Genomic DNA, 23,893 nt, shown 5'->3' with positions numbered 1-23,893 from the left:
AAAAGATTAACAGCTTCTTAATTTCCGTCAAAGCAATCGAGGCAATACAGTTAACCTCTCGCCGCAAGGGTACACTACGAATGGTGCAGCCGAAGGCTCTCACAACTATCGATTGAGGGTATTGCGCCGGGTTCAAGCGATCGAGCGCGAGGGAACCACGTGCAGTTGCTCGTCGGTCCGCCGGCCGTGCGATGCATTGAGCAGCTGGCGGATGCGGACCGAGGGAACCGGCCGGCTGAACAGGTATCCCTGTGCTTCGGTCACCGCGCCATCGGCGCTGATCAGTTCGAGCTGCTCATTGGTCTCGATGCCCTCGACCACAACCGACATGCCGAGATCCGCCGACAGCCGCGCCACCCCGCGCAGCAAGGTCAGCGGACGGTCGCTGTCGATGCCCTCGAGGAAGGAGCGGTCGATCTTGACCTTCTGCAGCGGGAAATTGTGCAGATAGCTGAGCGACGAGTAACCGGTGCCGAAATCGTCCAGCGAGATCCGCACGCCGAGCGAGCGCAGTTGCGAGAGCACGTCGTGGGTCAGCTCGGTGTTGTGCAGCAGCGAGGATTCGGTGATCTCGATCTCGAGACGGTGCGCCGGCAGGCCGGAGACCTCGAGCGCATAGCGTACCTCGCTCAGCACGTCGCGCTGGTGGAACTGCTGCGGCGAGAAGTTGACCGCAACGCTGACCGCCTCGGGCCACTTCATGCATTCCATGCAGGCCTTGCGCAGGATCCAGCGGCCGAGATCGACGATCAGGCCCATGTCCTCCGCGACCGGGATGATGTCGACCGGAGAGACCGTGCCGCGCGCCGGATGGTTCCAGCGCAGCAGAGCCTCGCAGGTGCTCACCTTGCCGGACTTCAGGTTGATCAGCGGCTGGTAGAACAGCTCGAATTCCTCGTTGGCGAGCGCCTTGCGCAGGTCGAGCTCGAGGATGCGGCGGGCCTCGACGGTTTGCGCCATCTCGTCGCGGAAGAAGCAGAAGGTGCCGCGGCCGTCGGCCTTGGCGCGGTAGAGCGCCATGTCGGCGTTCTTCAGCAACGTGTCGGCGCCGACGCCGGGCGCGGTCATCGCGATGCCGACGCTGGCTCCGATCTCGACCAGGTGGTTGTCGATCTTGTAGCGCTCGCTGAGGCGGTCGACGATGCGCCGCGCCAGTGCTGCAGCGTCCTCGTGTGAGTGGATGTTCTGCTGGAACACCACGAACTCGTCGCCGCCGAACCGCGCCACGAAATCCTCCGGCCGCAGCATCTCGCGCAGCCGCTCGGCGACCGCGCAGAGCAGTTGGTCGCCGCAGGGATGGCCGAGCGTATCGTTGACCTGCTTGAACTGGTCGAGGTCGACGAACAGCAATGCGGAGCGATGGTCGCCGTGCTGCATGGCGAGCAGCCGGCCGATTTCGTCGCGGAAATTGACGCGGTTGGGCAGCGCGGTCAGCTCGTCATAGCGCGCGAGATGGCTGATCCGGGCCTCGGCGTCCTTGCGCTCGGTGATGTCCTCGACCAGCACCACCGTGCCGCCGCCGGCCATCGGCTGGAAAGTCCAGTCCAGCGAGCGGTTCTTGGTGGGATCGGGGTCGCTGGTGACGATATCGCCGCGCTGCGAGCTCTCGATCTCGTAGAGAATCTGCTGGGCGGCCGCGGCCGAGATCGAGCCGGACAGGACGCAGGCGTTGCAGATGTCGGTGGCGCTGGCGCCGCGCTGCACGAAATCGTCCGACAGCTGCATCATCTCGATGAAGCGGTGGTTCATCACCGCAACGCGGCCGTCGGCGCTGAACATGCACAGGCCGTGCGGCATGTTGTTCAGCGCGGTATCGAACTGGCCCGCCAGCGCGGCCTCGCGCTCCTTGGCGATCCAGGCGTTGACATAGATGCGCTGCAGACTGGAGGTCAGGTGCCGGATGGCGCTGAAGAACACCAGGCTGAGCAGCGCAAGGGCGATGTGATAGGGGCCGCCGACATACATCAGCGCCAGGATCAAGGGACCGATCGACATCAACAGATGCAGGTGGAAGATCTGCGGCCGGCCGAAGGTCCGCCCTACCCCCGCCGAGGTGTAGGCGACCACCGTGGTCACGCACAGCATGTGCGCGGCGGCATCATTGGTCGTGAGCAGCACGGTGACGCCCCAGATGCCGAGCGAAATGCCGTAGGCGATGGTGCCGATCCGGTAGCGCTTCTCCCAGGTCACGGACTCTTCGACGGTGAGCCGGGAATTGCGCTGCTGGTAGCGGTACATCTGCAGCGCGCGCGCCAGCCCCACCACGATGAACAGCGGCACGCACAGCCAGCACAGGAGATTGCTCGTGACAGCCGCAATCACGGCGCCCGCAATGGCGGGGCCGAAGGCGCCGAAGATCATGGGCGCGGGGTTCATGAACAGGGAATCGACCAGCGCCGCCGAAATCGTCGGCGACATCGACCGGTCCGGTTCACCCGTCTGACTTGCAAACTGCATTGTGAGAGCGCGCGTCCTTTTCAGCTCGCACTCTTACTGATCGCAGGTGAAGTCTTTCTGAGCGAACATCGTTAGCAAGTCCTTGCCGCGCCAGGGCGACGGCCGGAATTCACCATAAAATTCAGTGCGCTAGGTGAGAAGTGCCGATCGCCGCCGGGGTTCCCCAGGAGCAGTCTGCACCCGGCTCACGACAACAGCGGCGACCAGGCCGGGTCGGAGGCAAAGCCCGGGGTCGGCACCCGCAGCTCGTTGCGCCCGGAGACGTCGATGGTGAACAGCGACGGGCCGCTGTTGCCGCCGGGATCGCGGAAGAACATCACGACGCGGCCGTTCGGCGCAAAGGTCGGGCCTTCGTTATGGAAGCCCGAGGTCAGGATGCGCTCGCCCGAGCCGTCGGGTTTCATGATGCCGATCGCGAACTGCCCGCCGCCCTGCTTGGTGAAGGCGATGTAGTCGCCGCGCGGCGACCACACCGGCGTCGAATAGGTGCCGTCGCCGAACGAGATGCGCTGTGCGCCGCCGCCGGTTGCCGGCATCACATAGATTTGCGGCTTGCCGCCGCGATCGGATTCGAAGCAGAGCCGCGTGCCGTCGGGCGCGTAGGACGGCGAGGTGTCGATCGCCGGCGTGTCGGTCAGCCGCGTCATCGACTTCGAGCGCAGATCCATCACGAACAGGTTGGAGTTGCCGCCCTGCTGCAGGCTCATGATGACGCGCTGGCCGTCGGGCGAGAAGCGCGGCGAGAACGACATGCCCGGGAAGTTGCCGACGATCTCGCGCTGGCCGGTCTCGATGTTGAGCAGATAGACGCGCGGGTCGCCCTGCCCGAATTCCATGTAGGTGATTTCCTGGGTCGACGGCGAGAAGCGCGGCGTCAGCACGAGGTCCGAACCGCGGGTCAGGTAGCGCACATTGGCGCCGTCCTGGTCCATCAGCGCGAGCCGCTTGACGCGGCGATCCGCCGAGCCGCTCTCGTCGACGAACACGACGCGGGTGTCGAAATAGCCCTTCTCGCCGGTCATCCGCTCGTAGATCTGGTCGGAGATGATATGCGCGATGCGCCGCCAGTATTCGGCCGAGGTGTCGTACTGCTGGCCGGCGAGCTGCTGGCCGGTGTTGACGTCCCAGAGCCGGAATTCCGCCTTCACCCGCCCGTTGCCCTGGCGCGTCATGCGGCCGGTCACCAGCGCCTGCGCGTTGATGCTCTTCCAGTTGTTGAAGTTCGGCGCCGCATCGATGTTGATCTGCTTCTCGAGATAGGCGGCCTGATCGATCGGCGCGAACAATCCGCTGCGCTTCAGGTTGTTGGTGATCACCTGGGTGACGCCGACGCCGACTTCAGCGTCGCCAGGCGTGCCGGCGGCGAAGTTCGGGATTGCGATCGGCACCGGCGCGAACTCGCCCTCGGTGATGGTGATCCGCTTCTGAGCGGATGCGGGGCCGGTGAGACCACCCAGCATCGCGCCGGCGGACGCCATTCCGGCCAGGATCTGCCGGCGGCTCGGACGGAAGAGCGTGTGAGGCAAGCGGGTCTTGTCAATCATCGTTCGAACTCATGCTCGTAAACGGTAGCGTGCAATTTCAGCTCTGCCTCTCGGTAAAGGCCGGCTCAAAGAACTGCCATTCCTCAAAGAAACCTGGAGGCAATCGATAGGGCTGGCACTCGATGATCGCGCGCAAGCCACTCTCCTGATACACCCGAAGATAAGGCGTCTTCGCGTTTCCTACCACGACCGGCATGCCTTCCAGCGTGCCGTCGCGCTTCAAATGGATGGAGAACACGGCTTCTGCCATCTGCGCCTCTATTCCACCGTAAGGCTTCTTCCAACAGCGTTCGACCTGCTGCCGGAACATCGCGCCCCAGGTCGCGGAATTGTCGGCAGCCTTGCCCTTTGCGGTACCAAGCGCCGCATTGGCATTGAGCGTATCGCCGGTCGCCGCGGCGCGCGTCGGGTCACGCTTGTCGAGCAGCGCTGCGATCTTGCTCTGGTCGAACACGCGATCCTTCGGCTTCTGCTCCGGCGGCGGCTTGGCGACCTGTGCAACCGGCTTCGGCGGCGGCTTCTTCTCTTCCTTCTTGATCGCTTCGGCGATCGGGTCGGGCTTCACCGGATCGGGCTTCTTCTCGACCGGCTTCGGCTCTTCCTTCGGCTTGTTCTCGACCTTCTTTGGCGGATCCGGCTTCTTGTCTTCCGGCTTCTCCACCTTCGGCGCCGGCTGCGGCGCGGTGTCGGTCACGACAGGGGGCTTCTTTTCCTCGACCTTGCCGACGGTGTCGTCGACTGGCTTGGCTTCGGCGACCTTGTCGACCAGTGGCTTGGGATTTTCCTTCTTGCCGTCCTTCTGACCGGCCATGACATGCGAGAGCTGGTCGGGCGAGATCACATCGACGGCAACCGATTCCTCTTCGGGCATCACGTACGCCTTGGTCGACCACGACACGAGGCCCCACCCGATCACGAGGACGTGCAGGACAATCGATGCCGCCAGAGTCTTGTCGACCTTGACCTTCAAATCAGGCTTCCCCGTGCCTTGCCGTACATTGGCACTATCCACCTTCCGGGATGATGACGATATTCGCCTTGAATCCCGCGGCCCGGACCTCCCCGAGCAGTTTCATCATATCCGTGTAACAGACGTCCTTGTCGCCACGCAGATAGACCACCTTTTCGGCATCCGACCGCGCGTCCCCGATCGCCTTGATCTTGGCCGGAAAATCGGCGGCCGTGACCGGCGCGTCACCCAGATAGAGCTCGACATTCGAGTTGCAGCCGCCGCCGGTGCGCTTGACCGACAATGTCAGCGGAGGCTGGTTCGACGAGATCGACTTGCCGCCGCTCGCCACCGGCAGGTCGATGTCGATGTTCGACGTCATCAGCGGCGCCGCCACCATGAAGATGATCAGCAGCACCAACATCACGTCGACCATCGGCGTGACGTTGATCTCGGCCATGACCGGCTTGCGCCCGCCGCGGCGGCGTCTGCCACCGCCGGACCCTGCCATGCTCATCGCCATGATCGCACACCCGCAAAAGTGACCATCATCTAACTCAACCCCGCTCGTCGATCTGACGCGACAGGATGGCGGAGAACTCGTCGGCAAACCCCTCCAGGCGCGCGGCCTGCCGGTTCACCTCCGAAGTGAACTTATTGTAGAAAATAGTCGCCGGAATTGCGGCAATCAGGCCGATTGCGGTGGCAAACAGCGCTTCCGCGATACCGGGCGCCACGACCGCCAAGGAGGTGTTTTTGGAGGCCGCGATCGACTGGAAGCTCGACATGATGCCCCAGACGGTACCGAACAGGCCGACAAAGGGGCCGGCCGATCCCACGGTGGCGAGCACCAGCAGCCGGCGTTCCAGCCGCTCCACCTCCCGGGCGATCGAGACGTTCATGACCTTCTCGATCCGCGCCTGCAGGCCGGCAAAGGACCGCGACTGGCTCTCGAAGGAGCGCTTCCACTCCCGCATCGCCGCGACGAAACAGGCCGCCATCGACTGGGTCGGCTTGGCCGAGAGGGCCCGGTAGAGTTCCTCGATCGACTGGCCGGACCAGAAAGCCTGCTCGAACTTGTCCATGGCCCGCTTGGTGCGGGCGTAGAGCAGGATCTTGTCGATTGCGATCGCCCAGACCCACACCGAGCAGGACAGAAGTCCCAACATCACGCATTTGACGACCCAATGGGCCTGCCAGAACAGCGCGATCAGCGACACGTCGCTCGATGCCAGTGGCAGAGTTGACTGAGCCACATCGGCGGGATTCATCGGCAATATCCTCTCAACGCAAGTGTCCCAATTCGGCGGGCCGCCAATCGGCACGCCTTCCACGGCCGCGCGCCCGGCGCGGCAAAACTGCGCGAGAGCCTCTTACATCTGTCGCATGGGGGCCCGTCCAAAGCCGGGCCCTGCTTCCCCTGCCAAGATGTCAAAACGAGGGCTTTTCACGCGTCATTCCGACCCTAACCAAACGCTAATCATGGTTAAGGCGAGGTTACCAAAGGGAAATTTGGAGGCGGGAAATGCCGCCGGCGAAGGAGGTTGGCCGGTTCCACAGATGAAGGCTCTCGTTTGGAGGGGTGCGGCGGTCGAGTCCATCCCGGCGTCGTCCTGGCGAAAGCCAGGACCCATAACCACCGCCTTTAGTGATGAACCGGATCGTGCCCCAGCGTCGCGCAACAATCGAGATTTGGGGTAATGGGTCCTGGCTTTCGCCAGGACGACGATGAGAATGGTTCTCATCACGCGCTGTCATCAGAGGCAGCAGCGCTTGGGCCCAGAGGCCGCGGCGTATTGGATCGCCCGGTCGAGCGGGCGATGACAGTTGTGGTCGGGGCGCAGCCTTACGTTCTCGCGACATCATCGCCCGAGCTTTGCTCTTCGTCGTTCTCCCCGGTGAGGTTGGGCTTGTTTGTCACCGCTTCGGCAAAAATGCTTTCGCATTTTGCGGGAGGACACGAAATGGACTCCGAGTTCTCGCGGAGCCTGTTATCGGGCGCGCGTTCGCGCGACCCGTTGGCAAGCTCCCGGAATGACGACTGAGAGCCTCACGTCAAATGCCGCACGATCGCGAGGCCGGAGAACAGGCCGGCGATCGAGAGTGCCACCGAGCCCGCGACATACAGCACCGCAAGGCCGAGCTCGCCGCGCTCATAGAGCAGCGCGGTGTCGAGCGAGAAGGCGGAGAAGGTGGTGTAGCCGCCGAGGATGCCGGTCATCAAAAACAGCCGCCAGGGCTGCGAGGCGTCGCCCTTGAAGGCGAGATAGCCGGCGATCAGGCCCATCACGGTCGAGCCCGTGATGTTGATGATGAAGGTGCCGTAGGGAAACGCGGTGCCGATGCAGCGCGCGCAGGTGACGTTGATCAGCTGGCGCAGCGTCGCGCCGAGACCGCCGCCGAAGAAGACGAGGAGATAGCTTGTGAGTTGCCCCATGCGCGCTTTGTGCCGTAACGCTGCAATCGTCGCAAGGCAACAAAAAGGGCGGCAGCCGTGGCTACCGCCCTCGAAATTTAGCTCAATGTCATTCGGGGGCGATGCGTAGCATCGAACCCGGAATCTCGAGATTCCGGGTTCAGCCCTGCGGGCTGCCCCTGACCACCTGTGCGCTTAGCCGGCCTTGCCGAACAGCTCGTCGACATAGTCCCAGTTGACGAGGTTTTCGACGAACGCCTTCAGATAGTCCGGACGACGGTTGCGGTAGTCGATGTAGTAGGAGTGCTCCCAGACGTCGACGCCGAGGATCGGCACCGCGCCATGAACCAGCGGGTTCTCGCCGTTCGGGGTCTTGGCGACCTCGAGCTTGCCGCCCTTGACCTGCAGCCAGGCCCAGCCGGAGCCGAACTGACCGGCGCCGGCGGCGGCGAAGTCGGCCTTGAACTTGTCGAAGCCGCCGAGATCCTCGTTGATCTTCTTCTCCAGCCGGCCGGGCAACTTGCTGCCGCCGCCATTCGGCTTCATCCACTTCCAGAAATGGATGTGGTTGTAGTGCTGGCCGGCATTGTTGAAGACGGCCGCGTTCTTGCCGAACGAGCCCTTCACGATCTCCTCGAGGGACTTGCCTTCGAATTCGGTCCCCTTGATCGCGTTGTTGCCGTTGGTGACGTAGGCCTGGTGATGCTTGTCGTGGTGAAACTCCAGCGTTTCCTTGGACATGTAGGGCGCAAGGGCGTCGTGGGCGTAGGGCAGATCGGGTAGCGTGAAGGTCATGGGGTAATGTCCAACAGAGGGTGGGAGACTACACTTAACGGGTCCCCCTTATAGAAGGTTCCATCCCAGAGAAACACCGCATTTTCGGATCGCCTATGACAGATCGGCACAGCCCGAACCAAGACCAAGGACCCAGACGATGAGCATCGAAATCGACATTCTCAACGGAGATGCATCGTGGAAGCGCGCCGAGCCGCTGCTCCGGGCGGTCTGGAGCCCGGATGCGGTCGAGAAACCAGCCTGGGCGGACATCAAATGGGCCCACGCGGATTTGCGCGTGCTGCTCGATGCGCCCGACGACAGCGGGCTCGCCTGCCATGTCGGTATCTATTTCCGGACCATCACCTGGAATGGCCACAAGGTGCATGTCGGCGGCATCGGCGGAGTCTCGACCCGCGCGGACTGCCGGCGGCGCGGCTATGCGTCACTCGCGTTAGATGCCGCCGTGCACACCATTCGTGCCAATGACGCGGTGAAATTTGCAATCTTATTCTGCGAGCCGCACAATTTCGCGTTCTACCAGGCGCGCGGCTGGCATCCCTTCAGTGGCGAAGTGTATTGCGAACAGCCTTCCAGGCAGATCCGCTTCGAGGCGATGGCGCCGTTCGTCAACGACATCGTTCGCGCGCCGCGCCAGGGCAAGATCGACCTATGCGGCCTGCCGTGGTGACCCCTGCATCGGCGGCGGTGGCCCGAGGGGCCTGCGCGTCGTAGCATGTCGGTCATCATTTATTGGCGACAGGCTTTCACAAAGTGACCTCGAACCGCGGCTGCGAGCAAACTGCGCCCCCTCTCCCGCTTGCGGGGTCCGAGGCGAGCGAAGCTCGCTCTCGAAGTTGGGGTGGGGATTTCACCGCCGGTCACATCGCAGAGAGAGCCCCCACCCGGATCGCATCTCCGATGCAATCCGACCTAAGAGCGAGCTTCGCTCGTCTCGACCCCGCGAGCGGGAGAGGTGAAGGGCAACCGACCCATGACCATTGAAGCCTCGATCGACGACGCCCGCCCCACCGCGGCTGCGCCTGCCGTGCCGGTCGACGACCTCTTGACCGCGCCGATCCTGCCGACGCTGCTTCGCCTGGCGATCCCGAACACCATCGCCATGTTCGGCTCGACGCTGGTCGCGGTGGCCGAGACCTCTTACATCGGCCGGCTCGGCACCGAGCCGCTGGCCGGCATTGCGCTGGTGTTTCCGTTCGCGATGCTGACGCAGATGATGTCGGCCGGCGCGATGGGCGGCGGCGTCTCGTCGGCGATCAGCCGCGCGCTCGGCGCCGGCGACCGCGACCGCGCCGCCGATCTGGCGCTGCATTCCGCGATCATCGGCGGGTGCGCCGGACTGTTCTTCACCGTGATGATGCTGGGATTCGGCCGCGACTTCTATGCGCTGCTCGGCGGACATGGCGGCGTGCTCGAGCAGTCGATGCATTACTCGCAGGTGCTGTTTTCCGGCGCGATCTCGATCTGGCTGGTCAACACGCTCGCCTCCGTCGTGCGCGGCACCGGCGACATGCGGATTCCCTCGATGACGCTGATCACGGTCTCGATGATCCAGATCGCGGTCGGCGGCGTGCTGGGTCTCGGATTGTTCGGCATGCCCGGTCTCGGCATGCGCGGCGTCGCCGCCGGACAGCTCACGGCCTTCACGTGTGGCGCGATCTTCCTCGCCTGGTATCTCGCCTCTGGCCGCAGCCGGTTGAAGCTCGACTTCGCCGCCTTCAGCTTCCAGCGCGCGATGTTCCTCGACATCCTGAAAGTGGGCGCGATCTCCTGCCTGTCGCCGCTGCAGAGCGTGCTGACCATCCTGATCTTCACCAAGATCCTGGCCAGCTTCGGCACCGAAACGCTGGCCGGTTACGGCATGGGCTCGCGGCTGGAATTCCTGCTGATCCCGATCGCGTTCGCGGTCGGCGTCGCCTCGGTGCCGATGGTCGGCATGGCGATCGGCGCGGGACTCGTGACGCGCGCCCGCAAGGTGGCGTGGACCGCCGGTACCGTCGCCGGACTTGTCGTCGGCCTCGTCGGACTTGTGGTCGCATTGAAGCCGACGCTGTGGATTGCGCTGTTCACCACCGATCCCGGTGTGACCGCCGCGGCTTCGTCCTATTTCGCGCTGGCCGGCCCGGGCTTCGGCTTCTTCGGCGTCGGCGTCTGCCTTTATTTCTCCTCGCAGGGGGCGGCCAAGGTCGGCGGGCCGGTGCTGGCCGGCACCATCCGCCTGCTGCTGGTCGGCATCGGCGGCTGGTGGCTCGCTACCGTGAGTGCCCCGGCATGGACGCTGTTTGCACTGGTCGGCGGTGCGATGGTGGCGTTCGGCCTCGCCACCATCATTTCGATCCGGCTGACCCGCTGGGGATAAAATACGACGCAGCGCCCTCGCACCGGAGCGTTGCCTGAGCATGACTGCTCCGAAAACAGGCACCAATTTTTTTGGGAGCGCGCTCGCTCGATCGCGCGAATATGACATTGCAGAAATTCATCGACTTGTTATGCAGGCCGACCTCTAAAGCGCGATGAGATTGAGTCGAATCGTCATCGCGCTTTAGTTCTTTGTTTGACCATGATCTTTTCGGAAAACCGCTTCGCACTTTGCGCTAACGCGGCCGTACCGGTCCGGATCATGCTCTTGGGGAATAAGCCATGGCCTGCCGATTCGGATTCATGATCGCCATCATTGCGACGGCGCTTGCCGTGCCCACCGCGCATGCGCAAGGCGCGCCTGAGCCTGTCGGCGTCTGGCAGACCCAGGCCGGCGATGCCCGCGTCAAGATCAGCAAATGCGGCGGCGGTATCTGCGGCGTGGTGGTGAGCCTGCGCGACCCGATCGACCCGATGACCGGCAAGCCGCAAGTCGACAACAAGAATCCGAATCCGTCGCTGTCCAGCCGGCCGATCATCGGGCTGCCGCTGTTTTCCGGCATGCATCCGGTTGCCGCGGGCAAATGGTCGGGCCAGATCTACAACGCCGACGACGGCGGCACCTATGCGAGCAGCATCTCGGTGACCGGCGAGAGCACGCTGCGCGTCGAAGGCTGCGTCGGCGCGCTGTGCGGCGGCGAGACCTGGACGCGGGTGGGGCGGTAATTCTTAGCCGAGCGGCAACCGCAACGGGACTGCGCCCCTCTCCCGCTTGGTCAGCGCTACACCACGCGCGCCTTCAGCACCGTCGCCGCCGAGGCGTAGCCGCCGCGGGCGCCGTCGATGAAGTGGACGTGGTCGGCGCGCATCACCGAGGGGGTGAAGCAGGTCATCATCGCAGCATCTTGCTCGTGCAGGCCATAGCGCACGATGCCCTGCGCAGCCGCGGCAGCGAGGCGCCGCTCGATGTCGGCGGAGAGCTCCGGCGTGCAATCCAGGATCATGCGCAGGCCGTCGTCGAACTTGCGGAAGTCTGAATTCTCGACCACCTGCTGCAGATAACGTTTCGGCGCGAACTTGCCGACCGGGATGTTGAACCGCATCAGCGTATAGGCCCACAGCGCGAATGTGAGCACCACGGCGCGCCGCAGCGCGAGCGGGCCGCCGCGCCGTGCGCGCGCCTCGTACTCCATTCCCTGCGGCGGCCAGTGCAGCGGCGGGCCGCCTGCGGGCACCGGCCGTCCGGCATCAGGGCTCTTCTCGATGCGGACGACGATATCCTCGATCACCTTGCGGAAGGACGCGGGATCGGCGTTCCTCGCCGGCAGCACCAGCACCGACAGGATGACGCCGCGCGCGGACGGCATCACCTCGAAGCGGCAGGACAGGCCGGACAGATCGGGCTGCGTGCCCTGAGGCGCCGGATCGACCGCGAACGCGCCGCGCTTCATCGCGGCATCGGCGTAAGCAAGACCGCCGCCGGAGAACATCGCATAGGACAAATTGGCCGACGGCCCAAAACGCGCGACGCGGACATCGGCGCCCGCGGCGCGGATCGCCGCCATCGGCACCAGCGCCACCCGCAGCACCAGATCGAGGTCGTCGTGCACCCAGCGCGCGGTCGCCGCAAGCGCCTCACGCGCCTTGTCGAGATCGGCCGGCGCGACCGCAAAACTCGCGCCGTCGCCACCGAACACGAAGGGGAATTCGCGGCCCTCCAGCGCATTGGTGACGGCGGCGACCACCGCGGCGCCGGCCATGTTGACCGCCTTGTAGCGCTGCGCCGCGATCGCCTTGGTCGATTCCACGATGTCGGCGACGCCGACCGTCCAGTCATCGGGCAACGACGCATACAGCGCCGGGTCCATCAGCTTCGCGAAGCCGCGAAACACCGGAATGCCGCCGTAAAAGATCTCGCTGCCGCCAGCCATCGCAACGCCGCGCCGTTTCCGCCTCTGCAAGACTCTCTAGCAGATACGCGGCAAATTGGGGTGGGTTTTCCTCGGAGCCGCGCCTTCACCGTCACCCTGAGGAGCGCGCCTTGGCGCGCGTCTCGAAGGGTCGACGGCCCGACTGTCACCGCGAGCGGATGGTGCCCCGTGAAGACATCCGGGCCGATTCATCCTTCGAGGCTCGCCCAGCGGCGCAATTGCGCCGCAAGGCTCGCACCTCCAGCGACAAAGCCAAAGCCTTTGCGCGGGGATGACGGGGACAGCGCGCGCATCTCTGACACTTCACGCCGCCGCCTCGCCTGCCCTGCTCCACGGCGGAAACGGATCGCGCAGCTCTGCCCAGGCCTGCGGGTCCATGCCCGGTCTACCGGTGACGAGGCAGGCATCGAGCCGACGGCGGATGTCGTCCTCGTTCATGCCGGAGCCGATGAAGACGAGCTCCTGCCGGCGATCGCCGTAGAGATCGTTCCAGCTCCGCTGCATCATCAGCCGCCAGTCCGGATGATCCGGCCAGCGCTCGCGTGGGATCGCCGCCCACCACGAACCGAGCCCTTCGGTCCGCACGATCGCGCCGGCCTGGCTCAACTCGCCGCACCAATCCGGCCGCGTCGCGATCCAGAAATGGCCCTTGGCGCGGATCACGCCTTGCCAGCTCTCGCGCAGGAAGGCGTGGAAGCGCAGCGGATCGAACGGACGCCGCGCGCGGTAGACGAAGCTCGTGATGCCATATTCCTCGGTCTCCGGCACGTGCCCGGCAAAGCCGTAGAGCTCCTTGTGCCAGAGCGGATGCTGCTGCGCGCGCTCGTGGTCGAAGCGGCCGGTGTCGAGCACGCGGTCGAACGGGACTTTTGCGAAATTCGCCTCGACGATGTCGGCCTCGGGATTGAGCGCGCGCACGATGGTGCGGGCGGCCTCGCGCTCGGCCTGCGTCGCGGCATCGATCTTGTTCAGCACCACGACGTCGGCGAACTCGATCTGCTCGACCAGCAAATCGACCAGCGTGCGCTTGTCGCCGTCGAGCGCTTCGCCGCGCTGGCTGAGGAAGTCGGTCGAGGCGTAGTCCTTCAACAGATTGGCGGCGTCGACCACCGTGACCATGGTGTCGAGCCGCGCGACGTCGGAGAGGCTTTGGCCATCCTCGTCGCGAAACTCGAAGGTCGCGGCGACCGGAAGCGGCTCGGAGATGCCGGTCGATTCGATCAGCAGATAATCGAAGCGGCCGCTCTCGGCGAGCGCGCGCACCTCCTTCAGCAGATCGTCGCGCAGGGTGCAGCAGATGCAGCCATTGCTCATCTCGACCAGTTTCTCGTCAGTCCGGGACAGGTTCGCACCGCCATCGCGCACGAGGTCGGCGTCGATGTTCACCTCGCTCATGTCGTTCACAATCACCGCAACCTTCAGGCCGCGGCGGTTGTTCAGGACGTGGTTCAGCAAAGTGGTCTTTCCAGCCCCGAGGAAGCCGGACAAGATGGTGACGGGGAGTTTTTGCATCGAGATCAAACAGTTGCTGGAGGGATGGGCGGCGGCGGGACATGGGGCATTCGCTTTATGTTATGTTATAACATAACATCAATGAGCCACGGCGTGTCAAGCGCCGGAATGCGGCGCAGTTAGCCTGCCAGTTTTAGGAATGCGTAGCCCGGATAGAGCGCAGCGAAATCCGGGACCGCACTATCCACGGATGGATCTGTCCCGGATTACGCTTCGCTCCATCCGGGCTACGGGCTGCCCAGTCCGTCATGCTGAGGAGGCCGCGCAGCGGCCATCTCGAAGCATGTACGGCTCCGCTGCAGCAGCTCGGCCGTGCATCCTTCGAGACGCGCGTTCCGCGCTCCTCAGGATGACGGGGCCGGCAGACGATAAGTGGCGTCTACTTCCCCAATCCACGCAGCACGAGCTGGTTCATGCGACCAGCGAACGCGGCGGGGTCGTCGGGCATCTCGCCGTCGAGGATTTGCGCCTGCTCGAACAGCAGCAGCGACAGGTCTTTCGCCTGCGCGGTGTCGGTCGCGAGCGCCGCGACCAGCGGGTGGCGCAGGTTGATCTCGAGGACCGGCTTGGTGATCGCGCCGCGGTTCTGCTGGGCGAGCAGCCGCTCCAGCGCGCGGTCGCGCGCATCGCCGCCTGCGACGAGGCACGACGCGCTCGCGGTCAGCCGCTGCGAGGCGCGGACGTCGGAGACGCGCTCGCCAAGCGCATCCTTGATCACGGCGATCGTGGTCGCGGCGTCGGCTGCGGGTTCGTCCTTCTTGTCGTCCTTGTCGTCGGCAAGCGGGATCAGGCCGAAATCGACATCGCCCTGGCTCAGCGACTTCAGCGGCTTGCCGCCGAAATCGAGCGGCGCCGAGGTCCAGAACGCATCGACCGGATCGGTGAGCAGCAGCACCTCGATGCCGCGGGCGCGCGCCGATTCCAGCTTCGGGTTCGACTTCAGCCGCTCGACGCTGTCGCCGACCAGATAATAGATCTCGGTCTGGTTCGGCTTGAAGTCGTCGACAACCTGCTTCAGCGAGCGGTTCTCGCCCGACGTAGTGGTGAAGCGCGCCAGCGCCAGGAGCTTGTCGCGGCGCTCGAAATCCTCCCACAGGCCTTCCTTGATGACCGGGCCGAACGCGTCCCAGATCTTTGCAAAGGTCTCCGGCTCCTTCTCGCCGAGCGTCTCCAATTCGCCGATCACGCGGCCGGTGACGGCCTTGCGGATCTGCGCGAGCTGCGGATTGTTCTGCAGCATCTCGCGCGAGATGTTGAGCGGCAGATCCTCGCTGTCGATCACGCCGCGGATGAAGCGCAAGTAAGCCGGCAGCAGCTCGGCGTCGTCGGCGATGAAGACGCGGCGGACATAGAGCTTGACCTTGCCCTTGCGCTCGACCTGAAACAGGTCGAACGGCTTTTGCGACGGCGCGAACAGCAGCACGGCGTAGGACTGCCGGCCCTCGGCGCGGTAATGCAGCGTCATCGCCGGCTCGTCGAAGGCACCGGCGATCTGCTTGTAGGCCTGGGCGTAATCCTCCGGCTTGAGCTCGGATTTCGAGCGCTGCCACAGCGCGCTCGCCGAGTTGATCTGGCGCGGCTCGCCCTCTTCCGGCACCAGGAGGATCGGAAACTGGATGTTGTCGGAATATTCGCGGACAATGCGCTCGATCTCGTAGGCCTCGAGATATTTGGCGGCGTCCTTCTTCAGATGCAGCACGATCTCGGTGCCGCGCGCGACGCGCTGGGCGGCCTCCTCGCTCGCCGGTGCGATCTCGAAGCCGCTGCCGCCTTCCGACGACCACACCCACACCTCGTCCGAGCCGGCGCGGCGGCTGGTAACGACGATCTTCTCGGCGACCATGAAGGCGGCATAGAAGCCGACGCCGAACTGGCCGATCAGATTGGCGCCGTCCTTGGCTTCCGTCAGCTTCGACAGGAACGATCTGGTGCCGGAGCGCGCGATGGTGCCGAGATTGTCGATCAGCTCCTGACGCTCCATACCGATGCCGGTATCGACCACGGCAAGCGTGTCGGCCGCCTTGTTCGGGACGATCCTGATCTCCGGCGGCGTGCCGTCGGTGATCAGGGACGGATTGGCGATCGCCTCGTAGCGCAGCTTGTCGCAGGCATCCGACGCGTTCGAGATCAACTCGCGCAGGAAGATATCGGTCTCGGAATAGACCGAATGCACCATCAGATGCAGCAATTCGGCAACCTCGGCCTGGAACGGCTGGGATTCGGCAGCGGCAGTTGTGGTCATGCGGAAACTCGGACAATCGGTAAGTGGCGGGAAAGCCCTGATATAGCGCGATCGCGCCGCGAGGCAAGGTTGCCAAAAGCGGCCGGAACCGTCAGTCCGAGATTGCCGCGATATAGCGCTGCACCGAACGGTCGAACGCCGCCTTGGCGTCGGAGGCGATGTTCTTGCCCCACCACGCGCCGTAGATCCGATCATAGGCCAGCGGCTCGACCGCCCGCGCGACGCGGCGGACCGCCGGTGCGTTCAGCGGGATATAATTCGGGTAGGAATACATGAAGCTGACCGAGCGGCGGTCCATCGCCACCATCGCGATATCGCCGGTCAAGAGCGCACCACGCCCGTCGGCGCCCTTGCGCCAATGCAGCATGGTGGCGCCGGCGAAATGCCCGCCGCCGCGCACCAGCAGGATGTCGTCGGAGATGCGATGGCTGTCGCCCTGCCACGGCACGATCGACGGATAAGGCCGCGTCACCCATTGCGCGTCGTCGCCGTGCAGATAGACCGGGGCATTGTCGAACGCCGCGCTCCAGTCGGCGACCGCGCCATAATAATGCGGATGCGAGATCGCGATCGCCTTCAGGCCGCCGATCGATCTGACATGCGCGATCGCCTCCGCCGTCGCCAGCGGCACGCAATCCCACATCACGCAGCCGCCGCGGTCCGGCACCAGCAGCGCGCGCTGCCCGATTGCAAAGGACGGTTCGAGCGCGATCCCGACGAGACCGAGATCGTCGCGCCAGACCAGCTTGTGGCGCTGCGCGAGCTCCTCGCGCGTCAGCCACGCCTGCCCCTTCCAGTTCACATATTGCCGGTCGTCCTCGCAGATCGGGCAAGCCGGCGGTGGCGCCGCGGTTTCGGGAAATTGCGCGCCGCATTGTTCGCAGGTCCACAGAGGCATTGGCAGCGCCCTCGTTGCGATGAAGCCGGTCTCCTGATCTACGTCAGCGACACGCGGCGTTCAATGCCGGCGCCCCAGTTCCATCTGCATCTCCGCCGGTGCTACGCCGAACTTCCTGCGAAACGAACGGTGGAAATAAGAGAGATCGTTGAAGCCGGCCGTGTAGGCGATGTCGCTGACCTTGCGGCCGGCGCCCTCTTCGTGCAGCAGCAACCGGCGCGCCAGCAGCAGGCGCTGATCGAGGACGAACTCCGAGAACGTCGTCCCTGCGGACGCGAACAGGCGTTGCGCCTGGCGGGTGCTGAGCGCATTCGCCTTTGCTACGGCCTCGATCGTGAGCTTGCCGTTGTCGAGATTCTTCAGGACATCGGCCTTCATCAGATCGAGCCGCGCCTTCGCCATGCCGTCCCGTGCCGCCAGTTCCTTCCTCTCGGCACTGCTGCCGAGAGCAAGACCCACCAGGTCAGCGAGATGGTGCGCCGCTGCCCGCTGGCCAGGCACGTCCAGATCGCCGGCAAGCTCGGTGCAGAGCGCGGAATAGCGCTCGATCATCGCGCCCAAGGCCGGCTCGCGCCCGAGCACCCGCGCCAGCTGCGTCTCCGCCGAGGGTGCGATCTGGAGCAGCAGGCGCCGCGGAAACCGCGTCGTCGTAAAGCTGCCCGACCGGGTGAGATCGGCGGTGCCGACGATATTCATTTCGGTGAGGCACATCTGGCCGCGCTGAAGCTCGATCGCCTTGCCTGCTTGCGTGACCTGCACCGTGCCGCGCGTCGCAAAGATCAGGACAAGATCGTCGCAGCCGTCATTCAGAAGCGCGCGGGTGCGGGCGAAGCGGGCCGAGCCGCCGCGCGGCGTCGCGATGGCGACCGTATGCAGCAGCGTGAACTCATTGTGGCAGTCGATGTGGTTGTCGTCGGTCGGTCCGACGTCGAGCCGGCAGAAGCCGCGGCAAATCCCTTCGCGCCATGCCTCATAGGCCGGCCCTTTCGCCAGCCCATGATGGAAGATCGAGAACCGGTTGGTCACCTGTGTCTCGGACATGATCCGTGCTCCGAACGCCCGATCGATCAAGGCTGACACGATCGATCGCTTGCTGCCCGATATGCGCATGTCGTGTGCGCACGTCGTTCCTGTCCCTACGCTTGGCGCGACGGTCCACGACTCCGGCGAGGAGCCTGATAACACTGCGCCGATTGCCGGTAAAGCTATTCACGAGATGCAACCCTATGATGCGAAGTGCGAAAGCCGGGAATAAAACGGCGCAGCAGTTTCGCGACGCGGCGCTGCCGTGTCTCGACGATGCCTATGCGTTCGCTCAAGTGCTGATGCGGACCGAGGCGGACGCCGAACTGGCCGTGCAGGACTGTTATCTGCGCGCATCGCGTGAGTTCGACAGCTTTCGCGGCCCGGCCGTCAGGCCATGGCTGCTCGCGATCCTCAAAGCCGTCTGCCAGGAGAGTCTCGGCCGAAAACTCGCCGGCGAAAATGCAACGGCGGAACGGCGTGACGGCGCAACAATCCGGCAACTGGTCGACGACCTGCCAGCCCCGCTCGGCGAAGTCATCGCCTTGCGCGAGTTGATCGATCTCTCCTACAAGGAGATCGCCGAGGTCACCGGCGTCCCCATCACCACCGTGATGTCGCGCATCGCGGAGGCGCGCGCCCTGCTGCTCGCGGCGCGGCGCGCGACGAACGAAGCCGCGCAGGTAAAGCCAGCAGGCGCCTCAAAACCGGCGGTCTACCGCGCGAACGCCTGTTGAACCGCCGACGGCTCGGTGATGCCGTTCGCGATCAGAAGCTCAAGCAACACGCGCGCCTTCTGCGGGTTGAGATCGAGCGAGACCGCAAAGCCGAGCTTGTCATCCTCGACCTCGACGTTGCGGTTCACGAAACCTGAACCGACCCGGCTCGAACGCACCACCACGACGCCCTGCTTCGCCGCGGCCGCCAGCGCATCGATCGCGCCCTTCGATGAATTGCCGTCGCCGACGCCGGCCAGCACGATGCCCTTGGCGCCGCGCTTGACCGCATCCTCGACCTCAGCGGCGTCCATGTTGGCGTGCGAATAGATGATGTCGACACGCGGCAATGGCGGCGCATCCGGCAATTTCAGCTTCGCACCCTTGGCCGGAACAGCCGGCTGCAGGAAACGCAGCGCGCCGGTGTCGACATAGCCGACCGGGCCGGCATCGGGCGAACGGAAGGTCTCGACGCTGGTGGTATTGGTCTTCTGCACCCAGCGCGCGGCATGGATGGTGTCGTTCAGCACCACGAGCACGCCACGACCGCGGGATTCCGGCGCGGACGCAACCCGCATCGCCTCATAGAGATTGGCCGGACCATCGGCGCCGATCGCGGTCGAGGGCCGCATCGATCCGACCAGCACGACCGGCATGTCGGTGTCGAGCACGTTTTGCAGGAAGAACGCGGTCTCCTCCATCGTGTCGGTGCCGTGCGTGATGACGACGCCGTCGACCTCCTTGCTGTCGATCGCGGTGCGGATGCGCTTGACGAGATCGAACCACACCTTGTCGTTCATGTCCTGCGAGCCGATCGACGAGATCTGCTCGGCCGAGATCTGGGAGAGCTTGTCGATGCCCGGGATCGCCGCGATCAGGTTGGCCGCACTGACCTTGCCTGAGTCATAGGCGTTGCCGGCGCGGGCATTGGCCTGCCCCGCGATGGTGCCGCCGGTACCGAGCACGAGCACGCGGGCCAGCGTGGTGCCGGTCGCCTGTTGTGCCGATACCGGCGAGGTAAGCCCGATCGTGAGGGCTGCTGCGAGGCCGAGGAAGAGCCGAACGGAATAATTGGATTGAAACGAACGTGGCATGATCTTCTCCCCAAAGCGACAGGTCGCCAGTCCACAACTCGTGGTTTTGTCCCGTAACAAGTGGACAAAGTTGCGGCGGAAGATGCGATGGTCGGAAGGCGGGTTGAAGCGTTTAGTGAGCTCCAGACGCGTTGCGCAGCTCGATCTCCGTTCCGACGGCTCGCCAGATCGAACGATCGACGAACAGCACCCGATCCTCGGCATGGGCGAGCAGCCTTGCAATATCCAGCGCGTGCAGGCGCGCATTGATGGTGTGCAGCACCGCGCCCATGCAGGGCACGGCGAGATAAAGCTCGAGGTGACGGTGCGAGTTCCAGGCCAGCGTGGCGACGCGCATGCCGCGCTCGACGCCGCTCTCTGCGAGGAAGTTGGCGAGCTGGCCCGCGCGGCCGAGCAGCTCCGCGTAGCCGATGACGTGGATGCGGTCGCAATACCGCGTCGTCACCGTCTTGTTCGGATAGAGATCCGCGACCCGTTCCCTCACCAGATTGAGGGTGAGTGGGACCTGCTGCATCAAGCCTGCGAGCATGCCGTATTCTCCGGAACTTCCGCAAAACCTTGACATCTGCCGGGAGGCGGCGCAACATTTTTCGAATATTATTCGACTTTTGGTGCACCATGCATTTTGAGCTTCCCGACGATCTCCGCGTTCTGCAAGACCGGGTGCGCGAATTCGTGCGCAGCGAGCTGCAGCCGCACGATGCCGCGATCGAGGCAACCGGCGAGGTGCCGGACAGCGCCATGGCCGGCCTGCGCAGGATGGGATTGTTCGGCACCAACACGCCGAAGCAATTCGGCGGCCTCGGCCTCTCGATGCTGGGCAGCTGCATCGCGATCGAGGAGCTCGCGAAGGCGCACACCGCCTTCTACTATCTGAGCGGAGTCAACGTTCACATCGGCTCGAAGGCGATCGAGTTCTTCGCGCTGCCGGCGGTTCGCGACCGATGGCTGCCGGAGCTCGCCAGCGGACGGGTGATCGGCGCGTTCGCGCTGACCGAGCCGAATGCCGGATCCGATGCCGTCCGGATCCAGACCCGGGCGCGGCGGGACGGCGATCATTACGTGCTCGACGGCCGCAAGACCTACATCACCAATGCGCCCGCGGCCGGCGTTTTCACGGTGTTCGCCACGCTCGATCCGTCCGCCGGCGCCAAGGGCATCGCGGCCTTTGTCGTCGACGCAAAGACGCCGGGTCTTGCCATCGGCCGCCTGGTCGAGATGGCCGCCGGGCGCGGCTCGGAGCACGCCGAAGTGATCTTCGAGGATTGCCGTGTTCCGCGCGAGAATCTGCTGGGACAGGAGGGCGAAGGATTCGCCATCGCGATGCGGTGCCTGGATGCCGGGCGCACCCATTGGGGCGCCTATTGCGTCGGCGCGGCGAGCCAGCTGCTGGACTACGCCCTCGACCATGTCTCGGAGCGCGAGGCATTCGGGCGCAAGCTGCGCGACCATCAGGGCCTCGAGTGGCAGATCGCCGACATGGCGAGTTCGCTGCATGCCGCGCGCCTTGTCGCCTATGAGGCAGCGTGGCGCTACGACCAGGGCGATGCCGCCGCCCGCACCGCCGCGGCCGCGCTCTCCAAATATACCGGCGCCGACATGGTGCAGCGCGTCGCCGACACGACCATGCAGCTGTTCGGTGGTGCCGGCTATTCCAGGGACCTGCCGATCGAGCGCATCTGGCGGGAAACACGGGTGGTCCGCATTCTGGACGGCACCTCCGAGATCATGCGTCAGATCATTGCCCGCGATGCATTCCGTCGCCATGAACGGCGGAACACGCCGGTGTGATGGCAATCCTACGCTGTATCCCGTTGCAATAGCGCTTGTGTTCCGGTCCCGCTGCCTTACTGTTTTTTCCCGGACGCGTGGAGACGAAAGTGGCTTCGGGGACGACACTCAAGCTCAAGCAGCAACGCAGCCGCGACCGGCGCGAGCAGATCCTCACGGCGGCCACCAAGCTGTTCGGCCAAAAAGGCATCGACGGCACCTCGCTCACCGAGATCGCCGCCGCGGCGAAAGTACCGCTCTCCAGCATCTATGATTATTTCGAGGACAAGCGCGCGCTGGTGCTCGATGTGCCCGAGGGCAATTTCGAGGCGCTGTATCAGAAGACCGAGCCGCTGCTGGTCAAGGGTGGCGATCCCGTCGAGCAGCTCCGCATCATCTTCCTGACCAACTTCCAGTACATCAAGGACAACCCGAGCTGGGGCCGGGTGTTCTTCCTCGAGATCTGGCCGAGCGTGCTTGCCGCCGAGCCGCGGATCAAGAAGGCGGTCGACAGATACGCGCTGCGCTATGTGCAGCTGATCAGGCAGGCGAGCCGCGCCGGCACCTATCGCCGCAATCTCGATCCCTACACCGCGATGTCGCTGATGATGGGCGGGATGTGCCACCTCACCGCGGTCTGGCTGCTTTACGGCCGCAAATACGATCTGGTGAAGAAGGGCAAGGCGCTGTTCACCACGCTGCATAACGGGTTCGTGCAGCGTTAGCTGCGCCGGTTCGCGACCGGTTCTCGTGGGATAGGTTTCGCTTCGCTCTACCCATCCTACGCACCGTCCGCCGGCGCGGTTCGCGGCGCGAACGATTTGATCCAAATTCATCGTGGTTCGGCAGTGTTGCCTGCCACCTTTTCCGAAAACCAATACACAGCCGTCGAAATCCTGTTCTAGTATGACGCGGAGGGCGACCCGCGACCGGACATGCGGGCACTGGGATGGGAGCGAACCGATGGACGTCAAGGCTGTTCTGCCGCCCCGTGGCCGCGATTATCGCCTGGATCTGCTGCGCGGTTTCGCCAACTGGGCGATCTATCTCGATCATATTCCGAACAACGCGGTGAACTGGATCACGCAGAAGAATTTCGGCTTCAGCGACGCGGCCGATCTGTTCGTGTTCATCTCCGGCTACACCGCATCCTTCGTCTATGCGCGCATGATGCTCGAGCGCGGCACCGTGATCGGCGCCACCCGCCTGATCAAGCGCGCCTGGCAGATCTATGTCGCGCATGTCCTGCTGTTCGTGATCTACATCGCCGAGATCGGCTATCTCTCCCAGCGCTATCACGACCCCAACCTGCAGAACGAGTTCAACGTCGCGGGCTTCATGCACAATCCGGCCGAGACGCTCTATCAGGGCCTGATCCTGGCGTTCAAGCCGGTCAACATGGACGTGCTGCCGCTCTACATCGCGTTGATGCTGTGCTATCCGCTGGTGCTGTGGGCGATGCTGCGCAAGCTCAATCTGACGCTGCTGGCCTCGTTCCTGCTCTATCTCGCGGCGCGGCAATTCGGCTGGAACCTGCCGGCCTATCCGTCAGGCTCATGGTACTTCAATCCGTTCTGCTGGCAGTTCCTGTTCGTGTTCGGCGGTTGGTTCGCGCTTGGCGGCGCGAGCGAATCGATCACATTCATCCGCTCGCGCGCCTTCCTTTGGCTCGGCGGCGCCTATCTGCTGTTTGCGTTGGTCATGACCTTGGCGGGCCGCTTCCCGGAGCTCGGACAGGCGATGCCGGCCTGGCTCTATGACGCGTTCAATCCGAACGACAAGACCAACCTCGCGCCCTATCGCGTCCTGCACTTCATCGTCCTCGCCTTCTTCGTCACCCGCTTCCTGCCGCGCGAATGGCCCGGATATGAATGGCCGATCTTCCAGCCGATGCTCAAATGCGGCCAGCAGTCGCTCGAAGTGTTCTGCACCGGCGTCTTCCTCGCGGTCATCGCGCATGTGCTGCTGGTCGAGGTCTCCGGCAGCATCTGGATGCAGATCGCGGTCAGCATTGTCGGCATCGTGCTGATGACCGCACTCGCCTACTACCGCTCCTGGTCGAAGAAGGTCGACAAGGCGCCCGCGAAGGTACCTGCGGCTGCGCAGGCGCCGGTGACCGCGAAGCCGGCGGAATAAGCCACCTCTTGACGCGACGGCGCGCGGCCGAAGCCGCACGTAACGCGCAAAG

21 protein-coding genes are annotated in these 23,893 nt (G+C 64.5%); 7 read left to right on the top strand and 14 right to left on the bottom strand.

Annotated features, from left to right (window positions below):
• Window positions 1-132: 132 nt before the first annotated feature.
• The 7 genes from AC1VNY_RS05720 to AC1VNY_RS05690 form a co-directional block, all read right to left on the bottom strand.
• Entirely contained in the window at window positions 133-2,457 is a 2,325-nt protein-coding gene (locus AC1VNY_RS05720) for a putative bifunctional diguanylate cyclase/phosphodiesterase (RefSeq protein WP_304497227.1), read from the bottom strand.
• Between the two features lie 185 nt (window positions 2,458-2,642).
• Window positions 2,643-4,001 (bottom strand): Tol-Pal system beta propeller repeat protein TolB, encoded by a 1,359-nt coding sequence (gene tolB / locus AC1VNY_RS05715; RefSeq protein WP_092080739.1) that lies wholly within the window; start codon window positions 3,999-4,001, stop codon window positions 2,643-2,645.
• Window positions 4,002-4,038: 37 nt separating this feature from the next.
• Window positions 4,039-4,971, bottom strand: a complete 933-nt coding sequence (locus AC1VNY_RS05710; protein WP_482404465.1) for a cell envelope integrity TolA family protein — start codon at window positions 4,969-4,971, stop codon at window positions 4,039-4,041.
• A 34-nt stretch (window positions 4,972-5,005) separates the two neighbouring features.
• The gene (locus AC1VNY_RS05705) at window positions 5,006-5,473 is read right to left on the bottom strand and encodes a biopolymer transporter ExbD (protein ID WP_016846953.1); all 468 of its coding nucleotides are present in this window, start codon (window positions 5,471-5,473) and stop codon (window positions 5,006-5,008) included.
• A 34-nt stretch (window positions 5,474-5,507) separates the two neighbouring features.
• Window positions 5,508-6,221 (bottom strand): protein TolQ, encoded by a 714-nt coding sequence (gene tolQ, locus AC1VNY_RS05700; RefSeq protein WP_016846954.1) that lies wholly within the window; start codon window positions 6,219-6,221, stop codon window positions 5,508-5,510.
• A gap of 779 nt (window positions 6,222-7,000) precedes the next feature.
• A complete protein-coding gene (crcB, locus tag AC1VNY_RS05695) occupies window positions 7,001-7,387 on the bottom strand; it encodes a fluoride efflux transporter CrcB (RefSeq protein ID WP_482404464.1) in 387 nt (128 codons plus the stop codon).
• 174 nt (window positions 7,388-7,561) lie between these two features.
• Window positions 7,562-8,161, bottom strand: coding sequence for a superoxide dismutase (locus AC1VNY_RS05690; protein ID WP_016846956.1), 600 nt, complete (start codon window positions 8,159-8,161; stop codon window positions 7,562-7,564).
• A gap of 139 nt (window positions 8,162-8,300) precedes the next feature.
• On the opposite strand from AC1VNY_RS05690, the gene AC1VNY_RS05685 reads away from it, so the two are divergent.
• The 3 genes from AC1VNY_RS05685 (at window position 8,301) to AC1VNY_RS05675 (ending at window position 11,245) form a co-directional block, all read left to right on the top strand.
• Window positions 8,301-8,831: a GNAT family N-acetyltransferase gene (locus AC1VNY_RS05685; protein ID WP_482404463.1), complete on the top strand. Its 531-nt coding sequence runs from the start codon at window positions 8,301-8,303 to the stop codon at window positions 8,829-8,831.
• Window positions 8,832-9,134: 303 nt separating this feature from the next.
• Complete coding sequence (locus tag AC1VNY_RS05680) at window positions 9,135-10,520, top strand: MATE family efflux transporter (protein ID WP_482404462.1); 1,386 nt, start codon at window positions 9,135-9,137, stop codon at window positions 10,518-10,520.
• A gap of 281 nt (window positions 10,521-10,801) precedes the next feature.
• On the top strand, window positions 10,802-11,245 hold the full coding sequence (locus AC1VNY_RS05675) for a DUF2147 domain-containing protein (protein WP_482404461.1): 444 nt from the start codon (window positions 10,802-10,804) through the stop codon (window positions 11,243-11,245).
• Between the two features lie 56 nt (window positions 11,246-11,301).
• Here AC1VNY_RS05675 and AC1VNY_RS05670 read toward each other — a convergent pair whose 3' ends face one another.
• From AC1VNY_RS05670 to AC1VNY_RS05650, 5 genes are all read right to left on the bottom strand, one after another.
• Window positions 11,302-12,450, bottom strand: a complete 1,149-nt coding sequence (locus AC1VNY_RS05670) for a DUF3095 domain-containing protein (RefSeq protein ID WP_482404460.1) — start codon at window positions 12,448-12,450, stop codon at window positions 11,302-11,304.
• 303 nt (window positions 12,451-12,753) lie between these two features.
• The gene (gene zigA, locus AC1VNY_RS05665) at window positions 12,754-13,962 is read right to left on the bottom strand and encodes a zinc metallochaperone GTPase ZigA (protein ID WP_482404459.1); all 1,209 of its coding nucleotides are present in this window, start codon (window positions 13,960-13,962) and stop codon (window positions 12,754-12,756) included.
• Between the two features lie 379 nt (window positions 13,963-14,341).
• The gene (htpG, locus tag AC1VNY_RS05660) at window positions 14,342-16,204 is read right to left on the bottom strand and encodes a molecular chaperone HtpG (RefSeq protein WP_482404458.1); all 1,863 of its coding nucleotides are present in this window, start codon (window positions 16,202-16,204) and stop codon (window positions 14,342-14,344) included.
• 91 nt (window positions 16,205-16,295) lie between these two features.
• Window positions 16,296-17,102 (bottom strand): MBL fold metallo-hydrolase, encoded by an 807-nt coding sequence (locus tag AC1VNY_RS05655; RefSeq protein WP_482404457.1) that lies wholly within the window; start codon window positions 17,100-17,102, stop codon window positions 16,296-16,298.
• Window positions 17,103-17,162: 60 nt separating this feature from the next.
• Window positions 17,163-18,143, bottom strand: coding sequence for an AraC family transcriptional regulator (locus AC1VNY_RS05650; protein ID WP_482404456.1), 981 nt, complete (start codon window positions 18,141-18,143; stop codon window positions 17,163-17,165).
• A 185-nt stretch (window positions 18,144-18,328) separates the two neighbouring features.
• Between AC1VNY_RS05650 and AC1VNY_RS05645 the strand changes: the two genes are divergently transcribed.
• Window positions 18,329-18,862, top strand: a complete 534-nt coding sequence (locus AC1VNY_RS05645) for a sigma factor-like helix-turn-helix DNA-binding protein (RefSeq protein WP_482404512.1) — start codon at window positions 18,329-18,331, stop codon at window positions 18,860-18,862.
• Here AC1VNY_RS05645 and AC1VNY_RS05640 read toward each other — a convergent pair.
• Both AC1VNY_RS05640 and AC1VNY_RS05635 read right to left on the bottom strand, forming a co-directional pair.
• A complete protein-coding gene (locus AC1VNY_RS05640) occupies window positions 18,841-19,935 on the bottom strand; it encodes an asparaginase (RefSeq protein WP_482404455.1) in 1,095 nt (364 codons plus the stop codon). The two genes, AC1VNY_RS05645 and AC1VNY_RS05640, sit on opposite strands and share 22 nt — an antisense overlap.
• A 112-nt stretch (window positions 19,936-20,047) precedes the next feature.
• Window positions 20,048-20,464: an AMP-binding protein gene (locus AC1VNY_RS05635; protein WP_482404454.1), complete on the bottom strand. Its 417-nt coding sequence runs from the start codon at window positions 20,462-20,464 to the stop codon at window positions 20,048-20,050.
• 89 nt (window positions 20,465-20,553) lie between these two features.
• Between AC1VNY_RS05635 and AC1VNY_RS05630 the strand changes: the two genes are divergently transcribed.
• The 3 genes from AC1VNY_RS05630 to AC1VNY_RS05620 all read left to right on the top strand — a co-directional run bounded on the left by AC1VNY_RS05630 (window position 20,554) and on the right by AC1VNY_RS05620 (window position 23,841).
• Window positions 20,554-21,726, top strand: a complete 1,173-nt coding sequence (locus tag AC1VNY_RS05630; RefSeq protein WP_482404453.1) for an acyl-CoA dehydrogenase family protein — start codon at window positions 20,554-20,556, stop codon at window positions 21,724-21,726.
• Window positions 21,727-21,815: 89 nt separating this feature from the next.
• Window positions 21,816-22,430: a TetR/AcrR family transcriptional regulator gene (locus AC1VNY_RS05625; protein WP_482404452.1), complete on the top strand. Its 615-nt coding sequence runs from the start codon at window positions 21,816-21,818 to the stop codon at window positions 22,428-22,430.
• 238 nt (window positions 22,431-22,668) lie between these two features.
• On the top strand, window positions 22,669-23,841 hold the full coding sequence (locus AC1VNY_RS05620) for an OpgC domain-containing protein (protein ID WP_482404451.1): 1,173 nt from the start codon (window positions 22,669-22,671) through the stop codon (window positions 23,839-23,841).
• Window positions 23,842-23,893 lie beyond the last annotated feature (52 nt).

This window comes from Bradyrhizobium ferriligni (assembly GCF_056837965.1).
Note: the sequence above shows the minus strand (reverse complement) of the source record. Positions and strands in the feature narration are given on the sequence as shown.

What these genes read in the sequence shown, in the direction of transcription:
- AC1VNY_RS05720 (WP_304497227.1), bottom strand. Translation starts at nt 2,457, where the DNA reads ATGCAGTTTGCAAGTCAGACGGGTGAACCGGACCGGTCGATGTCGCCG.
- tolB (WP_092080739.1), bottom strand. Translation starts at nt 4,001, where the DNA reads ATGATTGACAAGACCCGCTTGCCTCACACGCTCTTCCGTCCGAGCCGC.
- AC1VNY_RS05705 (WP_016846953.1), bottom strand. Translation starts at nt 5,473, where the DNA reads ATGGCGATGAGCATGGCAGGGTCCGGCGGTGGCAGACGCCGCCGCGGC.
- tolQ (WP_016846954.1), bottom strand. Translation starts at nt 6,221, where the DNA reads ATGAATCCCGCCGATGTGGCTCAGTCAACTCTGCCACTGGCATCGAGC.
- crcB (WP_482404464.1), bottom strand. Translation starts at nt 7,387, where the DNA reads ATGGGGCAACTCACAAGCTATCTCCTCGTCTTCTTCGGCGGCGGTCTC.
- AC1VNY_RS05690 (WP_016846956.1), bottom strand. Translation starts at nt 8,161, where the DNA reads ATGACCTTCACGCTACCCGATCTGCCCTACGCCCACGACGCCCTTGCG.
- AC1VNY_RS05685 (WP_482404463.1), top strand. Translation starts at nt 8,301, where the DNA reads ATGAGCATCGAAATCGACATTCTCAACGGAGATGCATCGTGGAAGCGC.
- AC1VNY_RS05680 (WP_482404462.1), top strand. Translation starts at nt 9,135, where the DNA reads ATGACCATTGAAGCCTCGATCGACGACGCCCGCCCCACCGCGGCTGCG.
- AC1VNY_RS05675 (WP_482404461.1), top strand. Translation starts at nt 10,802, where the DNA reads ATGGCCTGCCGATTCGGATTCATGATCGCCATCATTGCGACGGCGCTT.
- AC1VNY_RS05670 (WP_482404460.1), bottom strand. Translation starts at nt 12,450, where the DNA reads ATGGCTGGCGGCAGCGAGATCTTTTACGGCGGCATTCCGGTGTTTCGC.
- zigA (WP_482404459.1), bottom strand. Translation starts at nt 13,962, where the DNA reads ATGCAAAAACTCCCCGTCACCATCTTGTCCGGCTTCCTCGGGGCTGGA.
- htpG (WP_482404458.1), bottom strand. Translation starts at nt 16,204, where the DNA reads ATGACCACAACTGCCGCTGCCGAATCCCAGCCGTTCCAGGCCGAGGTT.
- AC1VNY_RS05655 (WP_482404457.1), bottom strand. Translation starts at nt 17,102, where the DNA reads ATGCCTCTGTGGACCTGCGAACAATGCGGCGCGCAATTTCCCGAAACC.
- AC1VNY_RS05650 (WP_482404456.1), bottom strand. Translation starts at nt 18,143, where the DNA reads ATGTCCGAGACACAGGTGACCAACCGGTTCTCGATCTTCCATCATGGG.
- AC1VNY_RS05645 (WP_482404512.1), top strand. Translation starts at nt 18,329, where the DNA reads ATGATGCGAAGTGCGAAAGCCGGGAATAAAACGGCGCAGCAGTTTCGC.
- AC1VNY_RS05640 (WP_482404455.1), bottom strand. Translation starts at nt 19,935, where the DNA reads ATGCCACGTTCGTTTCAATCCAATTATTCCGTTCGGCTCTTCCTCGGC.
- AC1VNY_RS05635 (WP_482404454.1), bottom strand. Translation starts at nt 20,464, where the DNA reads ATGCTCGCAGGCTTGATGCAGCAGGTCCCACTCACCCTCAATCTGGTG.
- AC1VNY_RS05630 (WP_482404453.1), top strand. Translation starts at nt 20,554, where the DNA reads ATGCATTTTGAGCTTCCCGACGATCTCCGCGTTCTGCAAGACCGGGTG.
- AC1VNY_RS05620 (WP_482404451.1), top strand. Translation starts at nt 22,669, where the DNA reads ATGGACGTCAAGGCTGTTCTGCCGCCCCGTGGCCGCGATTATCGCCTG.